This is a genomic window from Kitasatospora sp. NPDC056184, from assembly GCF_042268405.1.
Taxonomy (GTDB): domain Bacteria; phylum Actinomycetota; class Actinomycetes; order Streptomycetales; family Streptomycetaceae; genus Kitasatospora.
Genome location: NZ_JBHJUI010000002.1, coordinates 133,760 through 150,099 on the forward strand (window position 1 = coordinate 133,760; position 16,340 = coordinate 150,099).

Below are 16,340 nucleotides of genomic sequence, written 5' to 3' on the forward strand. Positions count from 1 at the left end.
GCGCGGCCTTGACGGTGGCGGTGTCGGAGGTGGCGCTGCCGATCCACCTGGCCGACACGCACTGGGAGAGGCTGCATCCGCCCCTTCTGGAGTCGGGGACCTACGCCGTCGACCCCGCTCCGTACGGGCCGCCGTGGCGGCAGTGGGATCGGGTCGGGGTCGGCGAGGCGGAGGATCGGGGGCTCTTCGCGCCGTTCGGTGCCGTGTCCGACGGACCGGCGGGCACCGTCCTCCTGGCGCCCGGCGACATGCGTGGCACCAGGCTGATCCTTGAGCGGGCCGATGGCTACTGCATGGGGATCGACGGCAGGGCCGGGCCGAACCTGGCCTGCTCGGGCTGCGATCTGCCGGTCGGCACGAGGATGGACGACTGCGGATGCTGGCAGGTCGTGCGGCTCGTGCCGCAGGCGGTGGTGCGGCTGCCCGGCCCGCCCGAGCGGCCGGTCACGGGCTGGGGGGAGCTCCTGGCCACCGGCGCGCTGTGGCACCGGCTGGGGGAGTACCGGGACATCCCGGCAGGGGTGGCCCTCGCCCACCTGGTGGTGGCCTCCGGGGGAGCGCCGGTCGAGGCGGCGCCCGGGCCGGTCGCGGAGCTCCTCGGTCGGGCACTCGGCGCGCTGCTCCCCTCCGGGGAAGGTGCGAAGCGGCTGGACCTGGCGGGACCGGGGTACGGCGAGTCGGCCGGTGACCTGGTGCTGGTGCCGGTCCATCCGCAGACCGGGGCGGTGTGGCAGCCGTGTACCGGGGCAGTGCCGGTGCCGGTGGACGCCGCGCTCTGGGCCGAACTCGCCTTCCCGCCGCACCGCACCCGGTTGCCGACAGTCGGCGGGTTGCCGGCGGGCGTGGAGCGGGACGACCCGCTGCCGCCGTACCCGCGCCTACCGTTCCAGCCGTCCACGGGGGCGTTCCGGTACACGCTCGCGCGGATGCCGGCCGTCAGGGAACCGTGGCTGCGGGCGATCTACGGCCGGGCCCGCTGACGCGCAGAGAGCGCGGGACGGCGGTCACGCCGCCCCGGCGCGCCCGCCACGGGCCCGGCTGCCCGGGTGAGGGATTCGGCTACTGTCGTGCAGGCTGGCCGGGCCGTCGTTCACGGTTGCCGGGGCGGTCGGCCCTCCGCGTGGGGGCTTCACTGCTTGGTGGCCTGCTCGTAGGGGACGGCGAGGATCGCGCCCGGGTTCGCGAGGTGGGTGGTGGGGGTGCCGCCCTCGCCGCGGACCATGTGCTGGCCTTCGCTGTCGGTGGCGATGTACAGCGTCTTGCCGTCCGCGCTGAGGGTGACGTCGCGGTAGCGGTTGACGGTGGGGTAGAGCTCCTGATAGCTCTTGCCGTCCTTGGAGAGCTTGAAGACGGTGCCGTTCTTCATCGAGGTCACGAGGATGTCGTCACCGAACACCTTGAGCGAGCCGGGGGCCATGGTCGGCCAGCACATGTAGGCGGACGCCGGGTCGGGGCAGACCTGCGTCGGGCCGAAGTTGTGCCCGCTGTCGACGGTCGTCCCGTACGTGCTGAGCGGGGGGACCATCTCCTGGGTGAAGGCGTTCTCCTGCGTCGTCGGCACCTGGGCCGGCGGCGAGGCCGGGTCGGGGTTGTAGGTGACGTTCTGGCAGCCGCCGGAGGCCTGCGCCCAGTCGGAGTAGACGTACGCCTTGTCGTCCTTCCACCCCGCGACGTCGGGCCAGCCGTAGTTGCCGCCCTGCTCGATGCGGTTGTACTCGTCGTCCGTCAGGGGACCGTTCTCGGCCGTGTAGAGGGTGTCGCCGGCGAAGTCCATCCCGTCCGGGTTGCGCATGCCGTAGGCGTAGACGTGGCTGCGGACCCCGTTCAGTTCGGGATTGTCCTCGGGGACGGAGCCGTCCGGGTCGATGCGCAGGACCTTGCCCTGGTAGAGCGACCAGTCCGAGGCCGAGACCTGGGCGGCGGTCGGCAGGTCCTGCGCGTGGTTCGGCAGGCAGTAGTCGGCCAGGTAGTTGTGGCCCTGGTCGCCGATCGAGTAGTAGAGCTTGCCGTCGTTCCCGTACCGGAGCCGCGCCGACTGGTGCTGGTTGTGGCCCGGCAGCCCCGTCAGGACGGGCTGCTCGTCGGACAGCCGGCCGTCCTGCGCCGTGTAGCGGACGATCTTCGTGGCGGACTCGTCGCCGTTCTTGTAGGTGTAGGCGAGGTAGAGGTAGTCGCTGCCCTGGTTCTTGCCGAAGTCGGGGTGCAGCGCGAAGCCGAGCACGCCGTCCTGCCCGTCCTGGCTGTGGTAGGCCTTCCCGGTGAGGTCGAGGGCCGTGGTCTTGGCGCCGCTCTGCGGGTCGACCCGGGTGACCTTGAGCCCGGACTTCTCGCTGACCCAGAGCTGCCCGTCGGGGCCGTAGGTGATCTCGTACGGGTCTCCCAGCCCGTCGGCCACCACCTTCACCGGTGTCTTCGGTGTCTGCGCGGACTGGGTCGGTGTCTGCGCGTAGCTGCTCTGCGTGGAGCCGGGCTGCGGCGAGCCCGGCTGCGTGGGGTCGGCGGTGACGAGAGCGGCCTGCTGTGCGGCGGTGCTGCCGCCGGACGCCGTTCCCCCGTTGCCGGAGCACGACGCGACCAGCGCGGCGGCGGGGATCAGGGCCAGTGCGGCCGGGAGCTTTCTCATGGTGCCTCCCACTCGTCGTGACGACGAGTGTCATGGGTTCCGAAGGATCGGAGCCGGCGATGCCGCGCATGGCCGGACGCATCCGGAGCAGATGCCCGGGCGGGTGGGCGGGCAGGCGGGTCGTCGCCGTCGATGGGGGAGTGGCGCCGCCGGCCAGAGGGCCGTTCGACGCGCCGCCCTCACCGTAGGTCGGCTCCATCGGATCCGCATGCCTCACTGGGCCGGGCGCGTGGTGGCGAAGAGTATCGAGACATGTGGTATCCCCGCGGTCTCGGTGCTGCTGTACGCGGTGCTGGCCGCCGGACCGGCCGGCCCCGGCGCCCTGGCCGCGAGCGGGACGCGGGCCCCGGTACTGGTCGGGCTCTTGGCGCTGAACTCGTCGGCGATCTGCACCGGCATCGGCGCGGGCACCTTGATCGGCGGCCTGGCGGCGCGGTCGGGGGCGACCACGATGTTCGCGACGGCCGCCGGGCCGGCGCTCGCGGCCCTTGCCCACCTGGCGCTGACGGCGGGCGAACGGGCCGCCGCGTAGGTCTGCGGCCACACAGCCACCGCGCGATGCCGAGGCGTGAGTCGGGGCCGCGGATCCGGACCCCGTACGCGAACGCCTCGTCAGAGGTCAGGGAAGGTCTTTGGTCCGGCGACGGGCGAAGTCCCACGGGGCGGGTGAGTTCGAGGCCTCGTACTCCGAGGCGATGCCGAAGATGCTTCCGCAGCCGGGGCATTCGGCCGCTCCGAACAGGTGCGTGAGGCCCCGGGCAAGCTTTGTCTGCCCGTCCCGCTCTGCCAACTCGTGCAGCATCCTCCCGATTCCGCTCAGCTCGTCCGCTGCGGCCGGTCGCAGCGGGATCCGGTGGACGTCCCCGAGGTTCCAGTCCCGGTCGCGGAGTAGCAGCCGTAGTCACCGATCGCGACCGTCACGGCGGCGCGGCAGTGCGGGCAGTCGACGGTGTAGAAGGAGTCGGTGAAGTCGTCCAGACTCTCGAACCAGAGGGGGTGGCCCGCGAAGGTAGGTTCGCCTGTCCGGGCCCGGTGCCAGGCGCGTGGCAGCCGCGTGCCGCAGGCGCGCCAGGGCCGGACCCTGACGGGCCACCTCTTCGTCGGCGCGGTCGACGTCTTGGAGAGCGGACCGGTCGATCATCCGGTGATCCAAGCAGGCTGCTCCCGGCCGCACCGCGACGGTGTCGACGCGGTGCGGCCGTTCGTTATGGTGTCGGGCGCGCGGGCAGGGCGGCTGCGGTCAGGGCGGTCCCGTGGCGCGGCCGAGCGGCCTCACTTGTTGTACAGCGAGCTTCCGTTGACGGTGCGGGTGGTGCCGTTGGCGAGGGTGATGGTCGCCGTGTCGATGCGGCCGCCGTACGGCGTGTTGCCGGGCCACCAGGCGGTCCAGCGGCCGTTCGCCACGGTGACCTGGAAGGTGTGTCCGGCGCCCTGCATGGTGATCGCCTTGACGTCGGCCCCGACCGAGCCCTGCGCGTAGTTGAACATGGCGTCCCCGTCGCCGTGGGAGCCGCCCGTGTCGTACGTGACCGCATCGGGCGCCACGGTCTTCGGCGGGTCGATCAGCTCCCAGAAGCCACTGGTGTTCGAGGCGACGTAGCAGAGCATGGCGTTGCCACCGCGGTTGACGACCATGGAGGCGACCTTGCCCCGCAGGTCCGCGTTGGTGACCGTGGTGGGCGACCCGGCGCCCGGGGCGTCGGTCATCCGGTCCAGGCACCACTTCTCGGCGGAGGCGCCCGGGCCCGTCGAAGGGGTCAGCGGTGTCGGGGCCTCGGTCCAGCTGGCGAGCTCCGCGGAGCTCAGCGGTCCGCGGCCACCGCCCGGCGACAACTGCGTCGCGACCAGCGCGACGGCCGCCGCCGTGCCCACGGCGACCGCACCGGCGAGGGTGACGGCCAGTCGCCGCCGAAGGCGCGGCCCGGCGGGTGCCGGGACGGGGGTTGGGGCGGTGGAGGTGGAGGTGTCGAGGTCGATCCGGCGCATCAGGCGCTCCCGGTGCAGTGCGTGGCGTCCCGGCGGGAGGTCGCGCTCGGCCGGCACGGGCACCTGCCCGAGCAGTTCCGCGCGCTCGGCCTGATCCGGCCGCTGTCCGGCGTTCACTGTGCCTCCTTCGGGGACGGGGCCGCGTTCGCGGACCCACCCTGGATCTGGTGCCGGCTGCGGCCGGGTTCCACCTTTTTCGGCTGCGCCCGGCGCTGGGCCGTCTCGGTGAGGGTGCGGAGCCGGACCCGGGCCCGGGACAGGCGTGAGCGTACGGTGCCCACCGGTACGCCCAGGGCCTCGGCGGCCTCCTGGTAGTCCAGGCCCGCCCACACGCACAGCGCCAGCACCTCGCGGTCCCGGCGGCGTAGGCGCGCCAGCGCCTGGTTCAGGACCGCGAGCTGCGCCGCGTCGTCGAGCCGGCCGGCCAGCTCCTGGGCGAAGTCGGGAACGTCCTCGCGTGGCGGCGGGAGCTGTTCCAGGACCTGGCGGTGTCGCCGGACGGCACGGCGCTGGTTGCTGACCAGTTTCGTGGCGATGCCCAGCAGCCAGGGCCGCAGCGAACCGCCCTCGGCGTCGACCCGGTCATGCCGGCGCCACGCCTCCAGGAAGGTCAGGGACATCACGTCCTCCGCCGTCGACCAGTTTCCGGTGAGGCGGAACACATGGTTGTACACCGCGCGCGCGTGCGTGTCGAAGAGCCGGCCGAACTCGTCCCGGTCCCCGGCCCGCACCCGCGTGCGCACTTCTTGATCTGAAGATTCCACGACCCCTATCTGGTGCACGGGCCGTGCAGGTTCCTATGACCTGCGTCACAGGAGGGTTTCAGGCGGCTTCGAGCTGGTTCAGGGTGGCGGCGCCGGGCTGCGCGAGCCACACGAGTCTGGTGGTGAGGCCCGGTCGCGCGGTGAAGTAGCGCAGCGCCCGCTCGGGTGCGGTGACGGTCATGCGCGTGTGCCCGTCGGTGCTGACGAGGTGGGTCGGCCCGGTGTTGCCGGCGAGCCCCCAGGCGACGACACACCCGTCGACGTCCTCGCCGCCGACGTGGTGGACCTGGACGACGGCGAACAGCCTGGGCGCCGTGTCGAGCACGAGCCCGCACAGCTCCTGGTCGAACAGCGAGTGAGGGTTTGGCGAGGGCGTAGCGGACATGGAAGTCTCCTGCCTGAGGGGGAGTCGGGGCGAATGGAAAGTCTTGACGCATCGTCAAAAGTAGCCATTCGGTAGTATGTAGTCCACCGTCATTGAGGTATTCATGGCGCCATCACTCCAACGGGTGAACGGCGCTCGTCATGGCGAGCGAAGGAAAGGAGCAGCGGATGCCGCCCAGCAAGGTCCCGCCGAGCATCCGGCAGCGGCGGCTCGGCACGGAGCTGCGCCGCCTGCGCGAGCAGGCGGGTCTGTCGGTGACCCGGGCCGGGGAACTGCACGGCACCCAGCAGTCCCGCATCAGCAACATCGAATCCGGGGGATACCCGGTGAGCGCGGACCGGGTTCGGACGCTGGCCCGGCTCTACGGTTGTGCGGACGACGCCCTGATCGAGGCGCTGACCGGCATGACCGGCGGTCGCACGCGGGGGTGGTGGGAGGAGTATCGCGAGATCCTCCCGGCCGGAGCGCTGGATCTGGCGGAACTCGAACACCATGCACAGTCGATCCGAATCGCATCGGTGGTTCACATTCCGGGCCTGCTGCAGACGGCCGAACACGGCCGCGCGCTGTTCCGGGATGTGGTGCCACCCCTGTCCCCGCCCGAAGTGGAGCACCTGGTCTCCCATCGCATCAAGCGACAGGCGGTCCTTTTCGGTGCGCGGCCGACTCCGCTGTCGGCCGTCGTGCACGAAACCGCTCTGCGTATGGGCTTCGGTGGTCCGGAGGTTACTCGTGACCAACTGGAGTACTTGCTGACCGCGAGCGAGCATCCCCACATCGACCTGCGGGTGATTCCGTTCGGTACCGGAAGCTACCCGAGTTCCGGTGCGGGGATCGTGTACCTCGCCGCAGAAGTGACGCGATTGGACAGCGTCCAGGTCGACGGGGACCGATTCGACTTCATTGACACCGAGCCGCAGCTGATCAAGTATCGAGCTGTGCTGGATCGGTTGGAGGCGACCGCGCTCAAGCCCGGTGCGTCCCGCGACCTCATCCGCCGTATCGCCCAGAGCATTTGAGACGGGAAGAGTCATGGCCGTGCACAGCTGGCAGAAGTCCTCCTTCAGTGGCGATACCGCCAACTGCATCTACCTCGCGGCCGCACCCGATGGTGCCATCAAGATCCGCGAGAGCGACGAGCCCGACACCGTCCTCACCACCACCCCGAACCGGCTCCGGGCGCTCCTGCTCGGCGTCAAGGCGGGGGAGTTCGACCACCTCGCGCGGTAGCTGTCACATCTTCCCGCCGGGTTCCGTCAGTGCAGTGACCGAACAGGAACCCGAACGGAAGAGGTCACCTCATGACGAACGACGCGCGTATGGCCAACCCGGCCGTGGTGATCCCGGAGGCGATGCCGGCGATCCTCGGCATGATCAAGGCGGCCAGGAAGGGCGGCGTGCCGGAGAGCGTGCTGGAGCTGGTGCACCTGCGGGCCAGTCAGATCAACGGGTGCAGTTTCTGCGTGGTCGCCGGGGTCGCGAGTGCCCGGAAGAACGGCGAGACCGACGACCGGCTGCACGCGGTGGCGGCGTGGCGGGAGGCGCCGTTCTTCACCGACGCCGAGCGGGCCGCGCTGGAGCTGGCCGAGCACGTGACCCGGCTCGCCGACCGGGGTGTCGTGCCGGACGACGTCTGGGACGCGGCGGCCGCGCACTTCGACGAGAAGCAGTTGGCCTCGCTGGTCCTGTGGATCGGCCTGACCAACTTCTTCAACCGCGTCAACGCCACCACCCGCCAGCCCGCCGGCGCCACCTGGTAGCCCTTCAGCCGGAGGTCTCGACCCGCTGCGGAGCGATGCCCGGGATGAGTAGCTCAAGGTCGCCGTAGGCGAACGGACCCGGCTATGACCGACGCTTCCCGACGGGCACTTCAAAGGGCTCGTCGAGCGCTTCGGTGACAGCGGCTCGGCGCAAGAAGAGCGACCGTAGCCGACGCCGGGTTGCATGACGCCGGTATCGATCAATCCTCGTTGGGTCGCCACAGCCAGCGCAGAGCGTCCGGAAGCAGGACGCCGCCGTGGTTGGGGCTGTGCCCACCGTCTCCCAGGACAAGGCGGAAGTCGTAGCCCGCTTCAGCGAGAGCGGCTGCCACCTGCAGGTTTTCGGCGAGCCAGTTCCACTGTGGCTCATTCCAGTGCAGGTCGCGGTGGCCGCCCTGCATGAAGATGCGCAGCGGCTTGCGGGGGACGCGGGAGATGAGGTCCGGGTAGGGATTGCCGTCCGGCATCTGCGCGAAGCTGGACAGGTAGCCGATGACGCGGCGGAACTTGTCCGGACGCAGCCACGCGGCGGTAAAGGCACAGTTGCCACCGCTGCTCCCGCCGCAGATGCCCCACCTTTCGGGCGACTGGGCGATGGCATAGCGCTCCGTGACCTGCGGGATGATCTCGGTGAGGAGGAAGGTGACGTACCGGTCGTCGAAGGCGTCGTACTCGTTGTTGCGGTTCTTCGGGTTCTCCGCATCGGGGAAGACGCCGGGATCGACGAACACGCCAATGGTGACGGGGATGTCGCCGCGGTGAACGAGATTGTCCAGGACGATCGCGCCGCGTACCTCCCCTGCGGGGTCCAAGTACCACCATCCGTCCTGGAACACCATCAAGGATGCCGGTTCCGCCGGGTCGTACGCTGCAGGAACGTGCACCCAGAACTTCCGGAAGGTTCCCGGGTAGACCTCACTCCCACTCCACTGGAACTCGACCGTCTCACCAGCGGGCACGCCCGGCTGTGGAGCGGAGTCGGGTCCGTGGACGTAGCGTACGTCCGACTGGTCGATCGGAAGTGGCCGGTAGGGCATCTCGATGGTCACGGGGAGCAATCGTAGGACTGTCAACACCCTTGACCGCAAGGGATTTTCGTCCGGACGCTCCACCTCGCTGCTTCAGCCCGCTCTCCGCCGACGTGATGCCGGTCCCCGGGACGGGGTTGCGGTCCCGGGGGCCGGCCACGTCGCCCCGGAAAACCGGGCGACGTCGCCGGTCGCCCCCGGGATACTGGTCGCCCATGGATGAGGTCGAAGTCGTCGTCGCCCATGCCGAGCGCGCGACGCTGCGCGTCGGCGACGTGTTCCTGAAGGTGGACGCCGACCAGGCGCGCATCGACGCCGAGGTCGAGGCGATGTCCCTCGTGCCGGTCGCCACCCCGCGGATCCTGTGGCGCAAGCCGTCCGTGCTCGCGCTCGCCGCCCTCCCGGGGGCGACGCTCGGGCGCCTCGGCGGGCCGTCGACCGGGTCGCCGGCGGCGTGGGCCGCGGCGGGCGCGGCCATCCGCACGCTGCACGACGCGCCGCTGCCGCCCCGTCCGGGACGGGCCGGGCGGAGCGTCGCCGCGCTGGCGGCGGAACTCGACGAGGAGTGCGAACTGCTCGTGGTGAACGGCGTCCTGCCCGCCGACCTGGTCGCCCGCAACCGCCGGGTCGCCGAGGCCGCGCTCCGGCCCTGGACCCCGGCGTTCACCCACGGCGACCTGCAGATCGCGCACCTCTTCCTCGACGGTGACGAGGTCACCGGCATCATCGACTGGTCCGAGGCGGGCCGGGGCGACGCCCTGTACGACCTCGCCACGTTCACGCTCGGGCACGAGGAGCACCTCGACGACCTCCTCGCCGGCTACGGCACCGACATCGACCTCGACCTCGACGTGATCCACGCGTGGTGGTCGCTGCGAAGCCTGCTGGCGGTGCGCTGGCTGGCCGAGCACGGCTTCGACCCCTTCGCACCCGGCTGCGAGGTCGACGTGCTGAGGTCCCGGATGTGAGCGGTCATCGGCAGGACGGCCCGGGCGGGACGGTGCTTCCTCCGTCCGGCCCGGGCCGTTCACCCGGCGTAGCGGGCGCCGCCCTTCACGCAGGCCTCGCCGTCGACAGAGGGCGGGCGGGGAGGGTCACGCGCCCAAGGCGTCGTGGAACTCCCGGGCGAGGGCCAGGTACTCGTCCGCCGAGCGCGCGGCGTGGTGCAGGTCGAGCAGTGGTTCGGCGCCCAACTGCCTTATGGTGGTGGTGAAGTACTCGGCGATCTGCCCGACCGTGCCGCGCTGGGGGACCTGCTCGGCGGGTGCGGGCGTGGCGGTGATCACCGGGTTGGCCCGCAGGATCAGGCGCAGCGCCAGCGGGTCCCGGCCGGCGGCGTGCGCGGCGCGGTGGAGCTGGTCCCGGATCCCGTGCAGGGCGGGCATCGGCAGGCCGATGCCGAGCCAGCCGTCGGAGCGGCGTCCGGCCCGCTCCAGCGCGGCCGGGCTGACCCCGCCGAGCAGGACGGGCGGGCGCGGACGCTGGACCGGGAGGGACAGCACCGTCGACGGCGGGACGGTCCACAGCGCGCCGGTGTGCCGGACGTCCTCGCCGCCCGCCCAGAACGCCTCCAGCACGTCCAGGGTCTCCTCCAGCCGGGCCGCCTTGCCCTCCCAGGGGACGCCGACCGCCTGGTACTCGTCCTTGGACCAGCCGAGCCCGATGCCGACGTCCAGCCGGCCGCCGCTCAGCCGGTCGATGGTGGTCAGGGTGCGGGCGAGCAGCGCGGGCGGCTGCCAGAGGGCGTTGAGCGTGCTGGTGCCCAGCCGCGCCCGGGTGGTGGCGCCGGCGGCCACCGTCAGCAGGGTCAGCGGGTCGAGGAAGGTGCGGAACTCGGCCGGGATCGTGCCGTCCCCGCCGGGGTAGCGGCTCCGCGGTTCGTTGGGGACCAGGATGCGGTCGGCCGTCCAGAGCCGGTCGTAGCCGATGGCCTCGGCCTCGGCGGCGACCCGGGCGGTCAGTGTCGGGTCGGCGAGGACGCCGTACTGGGGGAGGGCGAGTCCGATGGGCATGCGCGTTCGCACCTTTCGTTCCGTTGGCCGGGGGAACGCGGGCCGGGCGTACGGTGCGCTCCCCGGGTGACGATGACCATTGTGGCGGGGTGCGCTTAACCGCCGCTCAACGGGCGATCCGCGGTGGGGTGCGAACGGCGGTGTGTTGCTTCATAGTTCGATTGTACGTGAATATACGTACAGTCAGTCCCGGCCTCACCGAGATCGAGGAGCACCTCCGCATGCCCGTGACACCGCTCAGCCCTGCCCGCCCGGGGTGGACGCTGGTCCTGCTGGCCCTGGGCCAGGCCGTGTTCGCCCTGGACCTCAACATCGTCTTCGTCGCCTTACCCGAGATCGGCACCGACCTCGGCTTCCCGGGCCAGACCCAGCAACTCGTGGTCAGCGCCTACGTCGTCTTCGCCGGGGGCTTCCTGCTGCTCGGGGGCCGCGCCTGTGACCTGCTCGGGCGGCGGCGGGTGTTCCTCGGCGCGCTCGTGCTGTACGCGCTGTCCTCGCTGGCCGGCGGGCTGGCCCGGTCGCCCGAGGTCATCGTGGGCGCCCGGATCGTCCAGGGGATCGGCGGGGCGCTGCTGCTCCCGTCGATCCTCTCCCTCGTCAACACGCTGTTCGAGGAGGGGCCGAGGCGCAACCGCGCGCTCGCCGTGTGGGGCGGCGCGGGTGCCAGCGGGCTGACCCTGGGCGCGCTGCTCGGCGGGGTGCTCACGGAGGGCTTCGGGTGGCCGGCCGTGTTCTTCGTCAACGTGCCGCTGGCCGGGGCCATCGCGCTCGCGGCCGTGTTCGTCATCCCGCCGGACCCGGCCCGCACCGAGCGCCGCCGGTTCGACCTTCCCGGGGCGCTCACCGTGACGGCGGGCGCCACCCTGCTGGTCTTCGCGCTGGTCGAGGGCCCCGAGCTCGGCTGGGCCGACCCGTGGATCCTCGGCGCCCTCGCGGCCTCGCTCGTCCTGCTCGCCGCCTTCGCCGTGGTCGAGACCCGAAGCGCCGACCCGCTGATGCCGTTCCGGCTGTTCCGCAACCGCAGCCTGAGCGCCGGTGCGGCCATCACCTTCCTCTACATGGCCACCTTCGGCGTGCTGCCGTACTTCCTCACCGTGCTGATGCAAAGCGTGCACGGCTACAGTGCCCTGCAGACCGGGCTCGCCTTCCTCGCCCCCTCGCTGGCGATCGCCGCCGGCACCCAGCTCGGCGAGCGGCTCACCACCCGGGCCGGGCTGCGGCCCACCCTGCTCGGCGGGTTCGCGGTCGGCGCCGTCGGAACCGCCGTGCTGGCCGCGGGATTCGACGCGGACGCCGGCTATCTCGCGCTGCTGCCCGGGCTGGTGGTCTCCGGGCTCGGCCAGGGCGTGGTCTGGACGGCGATGTGGATCGCGGCCGCAACCGGCACCCCCGCCCATGAGCAGGGCATCGCGAGCGGAGCCGCCTCGACCACCATGAACCTCGGCAACGCGATCGGCCTCGCGCTGTTCACCGTCGTGGCCGACGCGGGCACCGACGGGCTGAGCGGCGAGGGGCTGGCCCGCGCCACGGCGGACGGCGGGTTCCTGGTGGTCCTGCTGACGGCGGCGGGGATGCTGCTGGGCCTGCTGCTCGCCCTGACGCTGCGCCGCCCGGCGCGCACGGCCGCGGCCGCGGCCGTTGCCCCCGACTGCCCGGCGGCCGTGTCGGGTTGACCGCCCCTCGGTGAACCGGCCGGGGGGGGGGGGGGGCCCCCCCCGCCCGCCCCCCCCCCCGCCGCCGGCCCCGCCCCCCCCCCCCCCCCCGCCCCCGCGGGCGGGGGCCGGGGCGGGTCCCCCCGCGGCCGGGGCGCCGGTGTGGGGTTCCCCCCCCCGGGGGGGCGGGGCGGGGGCGGCCCGGCCCCCCCCCCCCCCGCCCCCGGCCCGTCCGTCGTCCCCGGCCCCGGCCGGCCGCCGAGCCCGGGGGCCGGGTCAGGAGAGGGCGAGCTCCGTGACGTTGTAGCCCTCCACGGTCCACGCGGAGGTGAGGGTGCCTTCCTTGACGTAGGCGGCGCCGTCGTCCTTGACGACGCCGATGCGCTTGCCGGACAGGGAGAGCTGGGTGGCGTCGGCGGCCTCCAGGGTCCACGGGGCGTCCAGCGCGCCCTCCTTGACCAGGGCGTTGCCGTCGTCCTTCAGCACACCGATGCGGTCGCCGGAGAGCTCCAACTGGGAGGTGAAGTCGGCCTCCAGGGTCCACTGCGCGGTCAGCGAGCCCTCCTTGACCAGGGCGGTGCCGTTGCCCCTGAGGATGCCGATGCGGTTGCCGGACAGCGAGAGGTGGACGGTGTGGTCGGCCTGCGAATTCCACGCGGCGTAGAGGGACCCCTCCTTGACCAGGGCGTTGCCGTTGCCCTTGACGATGCCGACGCGGCTGCCGGAGAGCTGGAGTTCCTTGACGCCGTCGCCCTCCAGGACCCATGCGGAGGAGAGGGGGCCTTCCTTGACGTAGGCGGTCCCGTTGTCCTTGACGATGCCGACGCGGTCGCCGGACAGGGCGAGCTGCTTGACGTTGGCGGCCTCCAGGGTCCACGGGGCGGAGAGGTCGCCCTCCTTCACGAGGGCCGAACCGTTGTCCTTGAGGATGCCGATGCGGTTGCCCGCGACCACGATCTGCTTCACGCCGTCGCCCTCGACGGTCCACGGGGCGGAGAGCTCGCCCTCCTTCACGAGGGCGGTGCCGTCGCCCTTGAGGAGGGCGATGCGGTTGCCGCCGTTGCCGGAGACGGTGCCGGGAACGGCCGCGGCGGCCGTGGTGGCCGCGAGGGCGGTTGCGGTGAGCGCCGCGAGCGCGGCCGCAGTGAACGACTTCTTCATGGGTGCCTCCATACGGAAAGTGGGATGACCTGGGCATGTCATGCCATGGGCTGCCCGGTGCCGAGGAACAGGAGATCACCGGAACCCGGGGCGCGGTGAGGCGCACCGCAAGCGCACGGGAGCACTTCTTCACGCGGGGAACACAATCGTCGCCGTGCGCCGAACCGGCCGGGGGTGCTTGTGATCACCTGGTGCGATCAGGCGCATTCACCGGATGGTTCGACTGAATAACGATCCACATGTGACATGTCACAGGCTATTGATGCACGGACGGTCCTGTGAGACGGTTCGTCACGCGCTTCGACGGCCTCCCTCCCCCCCACGCCCGAGGCGCATTCACATGCCCTTCCCCCACGAAGGAATGACGATGCGTCCGCTCTCACGCATGCCCCGACTGCTGGCCGCAGTCGCCGCGGCAGCCACTCTGCTCGGCATAGCCGCCGGCCCGAGCCTGGCCGCTGCTCCCGCCCCCGCGCCCGCCACCGCCGGCCCGCACCAGGCGGCCGACGGCCCGCCGGGGGTGACCGGTAGTCCGTTCACCGATCCCGACAGCCCCGCCGCCCCGCAGGCCCGCCGGCTGACGGCCGGGCAGCTGCCGCTGCCCACCGCGCCGAGCCCGGCCGGGACCGGTTCGCCCCCGGCCTCGGCGCGCTCGCTCGCGGCGGCTCCGGCCGCCGCCACGTCGTGCAGCCCGGCCGACTTCGCGAGCCGGACCGGGGCCGCCCTCGTCTCGTACGTCAAGGCCGCGACCCCCGAGTGCATCGGCTCGCTGTTCCTGCTCGCCGGAAGCCCGTACGCCGCGTCCCTGTTCCGCCAGAGCCAGATGGCGACGATGGCCGACGCCTTCCAGAGCGCCGCCGCCTCCTACCCCGGTGACAACTCCGGCGGCACCTGGCAGATCGTCCTGTACCTGCGCGCGGGTTACTACGTGCACGAGAAGGACGCCGCGCACGTAGGCCCCTACGACGCCTCGCTCACCGCAGCCGTGGCACGCGGCCTCGACACGTTCGTCGCCGGCCCGCACTTCGCGGACGCCACCGACGCGCACGGCCAGGTCGCGAACGACGTCGTCATCCTCACCGACAGCGCCGAGCTGCAGGGCCGCTACCTGAACACCTACCGGCAGGTGCTGAACGGCTACAACCGCTCGTACGACAGCTCCAGGAACCTGCTCACGTTCGTCAACAGCGTCCTCAACGCGCTGGACCGGGGCCACCAGAACAAGGCCTACGCCGACGCCGTCGCGGCGGACCCGGGGATCATCGACACCCTCGACGCGTTCACCCGCGACCACCGCGACCTGCTCGGCACCGACTCCTACTTCCTCGAGTCCAACGCCGGCATCGAGCTCGCCCGCTTCCTCACGTACCCGGCCGTCCGGGACAAGGTCCGGCCGCTGGTCAAGGCCCTGCTCGACAGCTCCTCGATGACCGGCCCCACCGCCCCGCTGTGGGTCGGCACCGCCAACACGGCCGCCTACTTCGACCAGGGCCGGTGCGCCTCCTACGGCGTCTGCGACCTGGCGGAGCGGCTGACCGCGGCCGTGCTGCCGATCAGGCAGACCTGCAACGCCACCCTCACCGTCCTGGCCCAGGACCTCACCGCGGCCGAACTCGCCGCCGTCTGCGCCGACCTCAAGGGCGAGGACGCGTTCTTCCACACCCTGGTCCGCGACAACGGTCCCGTCCCCGGCCAGTACGAGTCGTCCGTGCAGGTCGTGGCCTTCGCGAGCCAGGCCGACTACCGGACGTACGCCGGCGCGATCTACGGCGCCAACACGAGCAACGGCGGCATCACCCTGACCGGAACCCCGAGCGACCCGGCCAACCAGCCCGTCTCGATCATGTACCGGCACCCCAACGAGAACGGCTTCACCGCCCGGATCTGGAACCTCAACCACGAGTACGCCCACGCCCTGGACGCCCGCTACGACTTCAAGGGCGACTTCTACGACCAGACCAGCGTGCCCAACCTGTGGTGGATCGAGGGCGTCGCCGAGTACGTCTCCTACACCTACCGCGGCGTGACCGACGCCAACGCGGTGGCCCAGGCCCCCAAGCACGCCTACCCGCTCAGCACCCTGCTCCAGAGCACCTACCTGAACAGCGACGTCGTCCGCACGTACCACTGGGGCTACCTGGCAGCCCGTTTCATGATCGAGCGGTACCCGAGCGTCGTCCAGACGATGCTCCACTACTTCCGCACCGGCAACTACGCGCAGGGCTACGGCTACTACAACTCCATCGGCACCCGCTACGACGCCGGCTTCAACACCTGGCTCGACTCCTGCGCCGCCGACCTCTGCCTGACCGCGGGGACCCCGAAGGCCGCCTTCGACACCACGGTCCGCGACCTCAACGTCCGGCTGACCGACCGGTCCGCCGAGACCGGCGGCAAGGGCAGCATCACCACCTGGTCCTGGACCTTCGGCGACGGGACCACCTCCACGGCGGCCTCCCCGTCCAAGTCGTACCGCGCGCCCGGAACCTACACGGTCACGCTCACCGTCACCGACAGCAACGGCAAGACGGCCACCGCGAGCAAGTCCGTCACCGTGACCGCGCCCGCCGCCCCCGGCCCGTGCGCCGGCACCGACACCCGGCGGATGGACTACAACTGCTACCGCGCCGACCGCTCCGCCGCCGCCGGCAGCCTCGACCAGCTCTACATCTACCTCCCGGCGGGCACCACCACCCTCACCGTCTCCACCAGCGGCGGCACCGGCACGGCTCACCTCTACTACAACGCCGACCGCTGGGCCTCCGAGACGGCCTACACCGCCGCCTCCACCAGCGGCGGCACCACCCAGACCCTGACCGTCACCAACGCCACCGAGGGCTACCGCTACATCACCCTCTACGGAAAGACCGCCTTCAGCGGCGTCACCGTCACCACCCAGTACTGACACAGGGGCAACGGGTCCGGGGCGGGCGGTGGGGACACCGTCCGCCCCGGGCCGTCTCCGTGCG

Annotated in this window: 15 protein-coding genes; 8 read left to right on the top strand and 7 right to left on the bottom strand. The window is 71.8% G+C overall.

Annotated elements, in window-relative coordinates; genetic code table 11:
- Positions 1–29 precede the first annotated feature (29 nt).
- Complete coding sequence (locus tag ACFC0B_RS05685) at positions 30–980, top strand: hypothetical protein (protein ID WP_376082705.1); 951 nt, start codon at positions 30–32, stop codon at positions 978–980.
- Between the two features lie 149 nt (positions 981–1,129).
- Here ACFC0B_RS05685 and ACFC0B_RS05690 read toward each other — a convergent pair whose 3' ends face one another.
- Positions 1,130–2,623: a glucose/sorbosone family PQQ-dependent dehydrogenase gene (locus tag ACFC0B_RS05690; protein WP_376082708.1), complete on the bottom strand. Its 1,494-nt coding sequence runs from the start codon at positions 2,621–2,623 to the stop codon at positions 1,130–1,132.
- A 208-nt stretch (positions 2,624–2,831) separates the two neighbouring features.
- Here ACFC0B_RS05690 and ACFC0B_RS05695 point away from each other — a divergent pair, with 208 nt between their 5' ends.
- Positions 2,832–3,155 carry a hypothetical protein gene (locus ACFC0B_RS05695; protein WP_376082711.1) on the top strand — a complete coding sequence of 108 codons (324 nt, stop codon included), beginning with the start codon at positions 2,832–2,834 and terminating at the stop codon, positions 3,153–3,155.
- Positions 3,156–3,895: 740 nt separating this feature from the next.
- Here the strand turns inward: ACFC0B_RS05695 and ACFC0B_RS05700 are convergent.
- The 3 genes from ACFC0B_RS05700 to ACFC0B_RS05710 form a co-directional block, all read right to left on the bottom strand.
- Positions 3,896–4,726, bottom strand: a complete 831-nt coding sequence (locus ACFC0B_RS05700) for a hypothetical protein (RefSeq protein WP_376082713.1) — start codon at positions 4,724–4,726, stop codon at positions 3,896–3,898.
- On the bottom strand, positions 4,723–5,352 hold the full coding sequence (locus ACFC0B_RS05705; protein ID WP_376082716.1) for an RNA polymerase sigma factor: 630 nt from the start codon (positions 5,350–5,352) through the stop codon (positions 4,723–4,725). The genes ACFC0B_RS05700 and ACFC0B_RS05705 overlap by 4 nt, the downstream gene beginning before the upstream one ends.
- Before the next feature lie 79 nt (positions 5,353–5,431).
- Entirely contained in the window at positions 5,432–5,758 is a 327-nt protein-coding gene (locus ACFC0B_RS05710; RefSeq protein WP_376082719.1) for a hypothetical protein, read from the bottom strand.
- 167 nt (positions 5,759–5,925) lie between these two features.
- Here ACFC0B_RS05710 and ACFC0B_RS05715 point away from each other — a divergent pair, with 167 nt between their 5' ends.
- The 3 genes from ACFC0B_RS05715 (at position 5,926) to ACFC0B_RS05725 (ending at position 7,518) form a co-directional block, all read left to right on the top strand.
- A complete protein-coding gene (locus ACFC0B_RS05715) occupies positions 5,926–6,777 on the top strand; it encodes a helix-turn-helix domain-containing protein (protein WP_376082721.1) in 852 nt (283 codons plus the stop codon).
- 13 nt (positions 6,778–6,790) lie between these two features.
- Positions 6,791–6,988, top strand: a complete 198-nt coding sequence (locus ACFC0B_RS05720; RefSeq protein ID WP_376082724.1) for a DUF397 domain-containing protein — start codon at positions 6,791–6,793, stop codon at positions 6,986–6,988.
- A gap of 71 nt (positions 6,989–7,059) precedes the next feature.
- A complete protein-coding gene (locus tag ACFC0B_RS05725; RefSeq protein WP_376082727.1) occupies positions 7,060–7,518 on the top strand; it encodes a carboxymuconolactone decarboxylase family protein in 459 nt (152 codons plus the stop codon).
- 200 nt (positions 7,519–7,718) lie between these two features.
- Here ACFC0B_RS05725 and ACFC0B_RS05730 read toward each other — a convergent pair whose 3' ends face one another.
- On the bottom strand, positions 7,719–8,567 hold the full coding sequence (locus ACFC0B_RS05730) for an alpha/beta hydrolase (protein WP_376082729.1): 849 nt from the start codon (positions 8,565–8,567) through the stop codon (positions 7,719–7,721).
- A gap of 194 nt (positions 8,568–8,761) precedes the next feature.
- On the opposite strand from ACFC0B_RS05730, the gene ACFC0B_RS05735 reads away from it, so the two are divergent.
- Positions 8,762–9,514 carry a phosphotransferase family protein gene (locus tag ACFC0B_RS05735; protein WP_376082732.1) on the top strand — a complete coding sequence of 251 codons (753 nt, stop codon included), beginning with the start codon at positions 8,762–8,764 and terminating at the stop codon, positions 9,512–9,514.
- Positions 9,515–9,640: 126 nt separating this feature from the next.
- Here ACFC0B_RS05735 and ACFC0B_RS05740 read toward each other — a convergent pair whose 3' ends face one another.
- Positions 9,641–10,558 carry a TIGR03619 family F420-dependent LLM class oxidoreductase gene (locus ACFC0B_RS05740; protein ID WP_376082734.1) on the bottom strand — a complete coding sequence of 306 codons (918 nt, stop codon included), beginning with the start codon at positions 10,556–10,558 and terminating at the stop codon, positions 9,641–9,643.
- 221 nt (positions 10,559–10,779) lie between these two features.
- On the opposite strand from ACFC0B_RS05740, the gene ACFC0B_RS05745 reads away from it, so the two are divergent.
- The gene (locus tag ACFC0B_RS05745) at positions 10,780–12,231 is read left to right on the top strand and encodes an MFS transporter (RefSeq protein WP_376082738.1); all 1,452 of its coding nucleotides are present in this window, start codon (positions 10,780–10,782) and stop codon (positions 12,229–12,231) included.
- 255 nt (positions 12,232–12,486) lie between these two features.
- Here the strand turns inward: ACFC0B_RS05745 and ACFC0B_RS05750 are convergent, their stop codons facing one another.
- A complete protein-coding gene (locus tag ACFC0B_RS05750; protein ID WP_376082740.1) occupies positions 12,487–13,371 on the bottom strand; it encodes a peptidase S1 in 885 nt (294 codons plus the stop codon).
- Positions 13,372–13,756: 385 nt separating this feature from the next.
- Here ACFC0B_RS05750 and ACFC0B_RS05755 point away from each other — a divergent pair, with 385 nt between their 5' ends.
- On the top strand, positions 13,757–16,276 hold the full coding sequence (locus tag ACFC0B_RS05755) for a collagenase (RefSeq protein WP_376082743.1): 2,520 nt from the start codon (positions 13,757–13,759) through the stop codon (positions 16,274–16,276).
- Positions 16,277–16,340 lie beyond the last annotated feature (64 nt).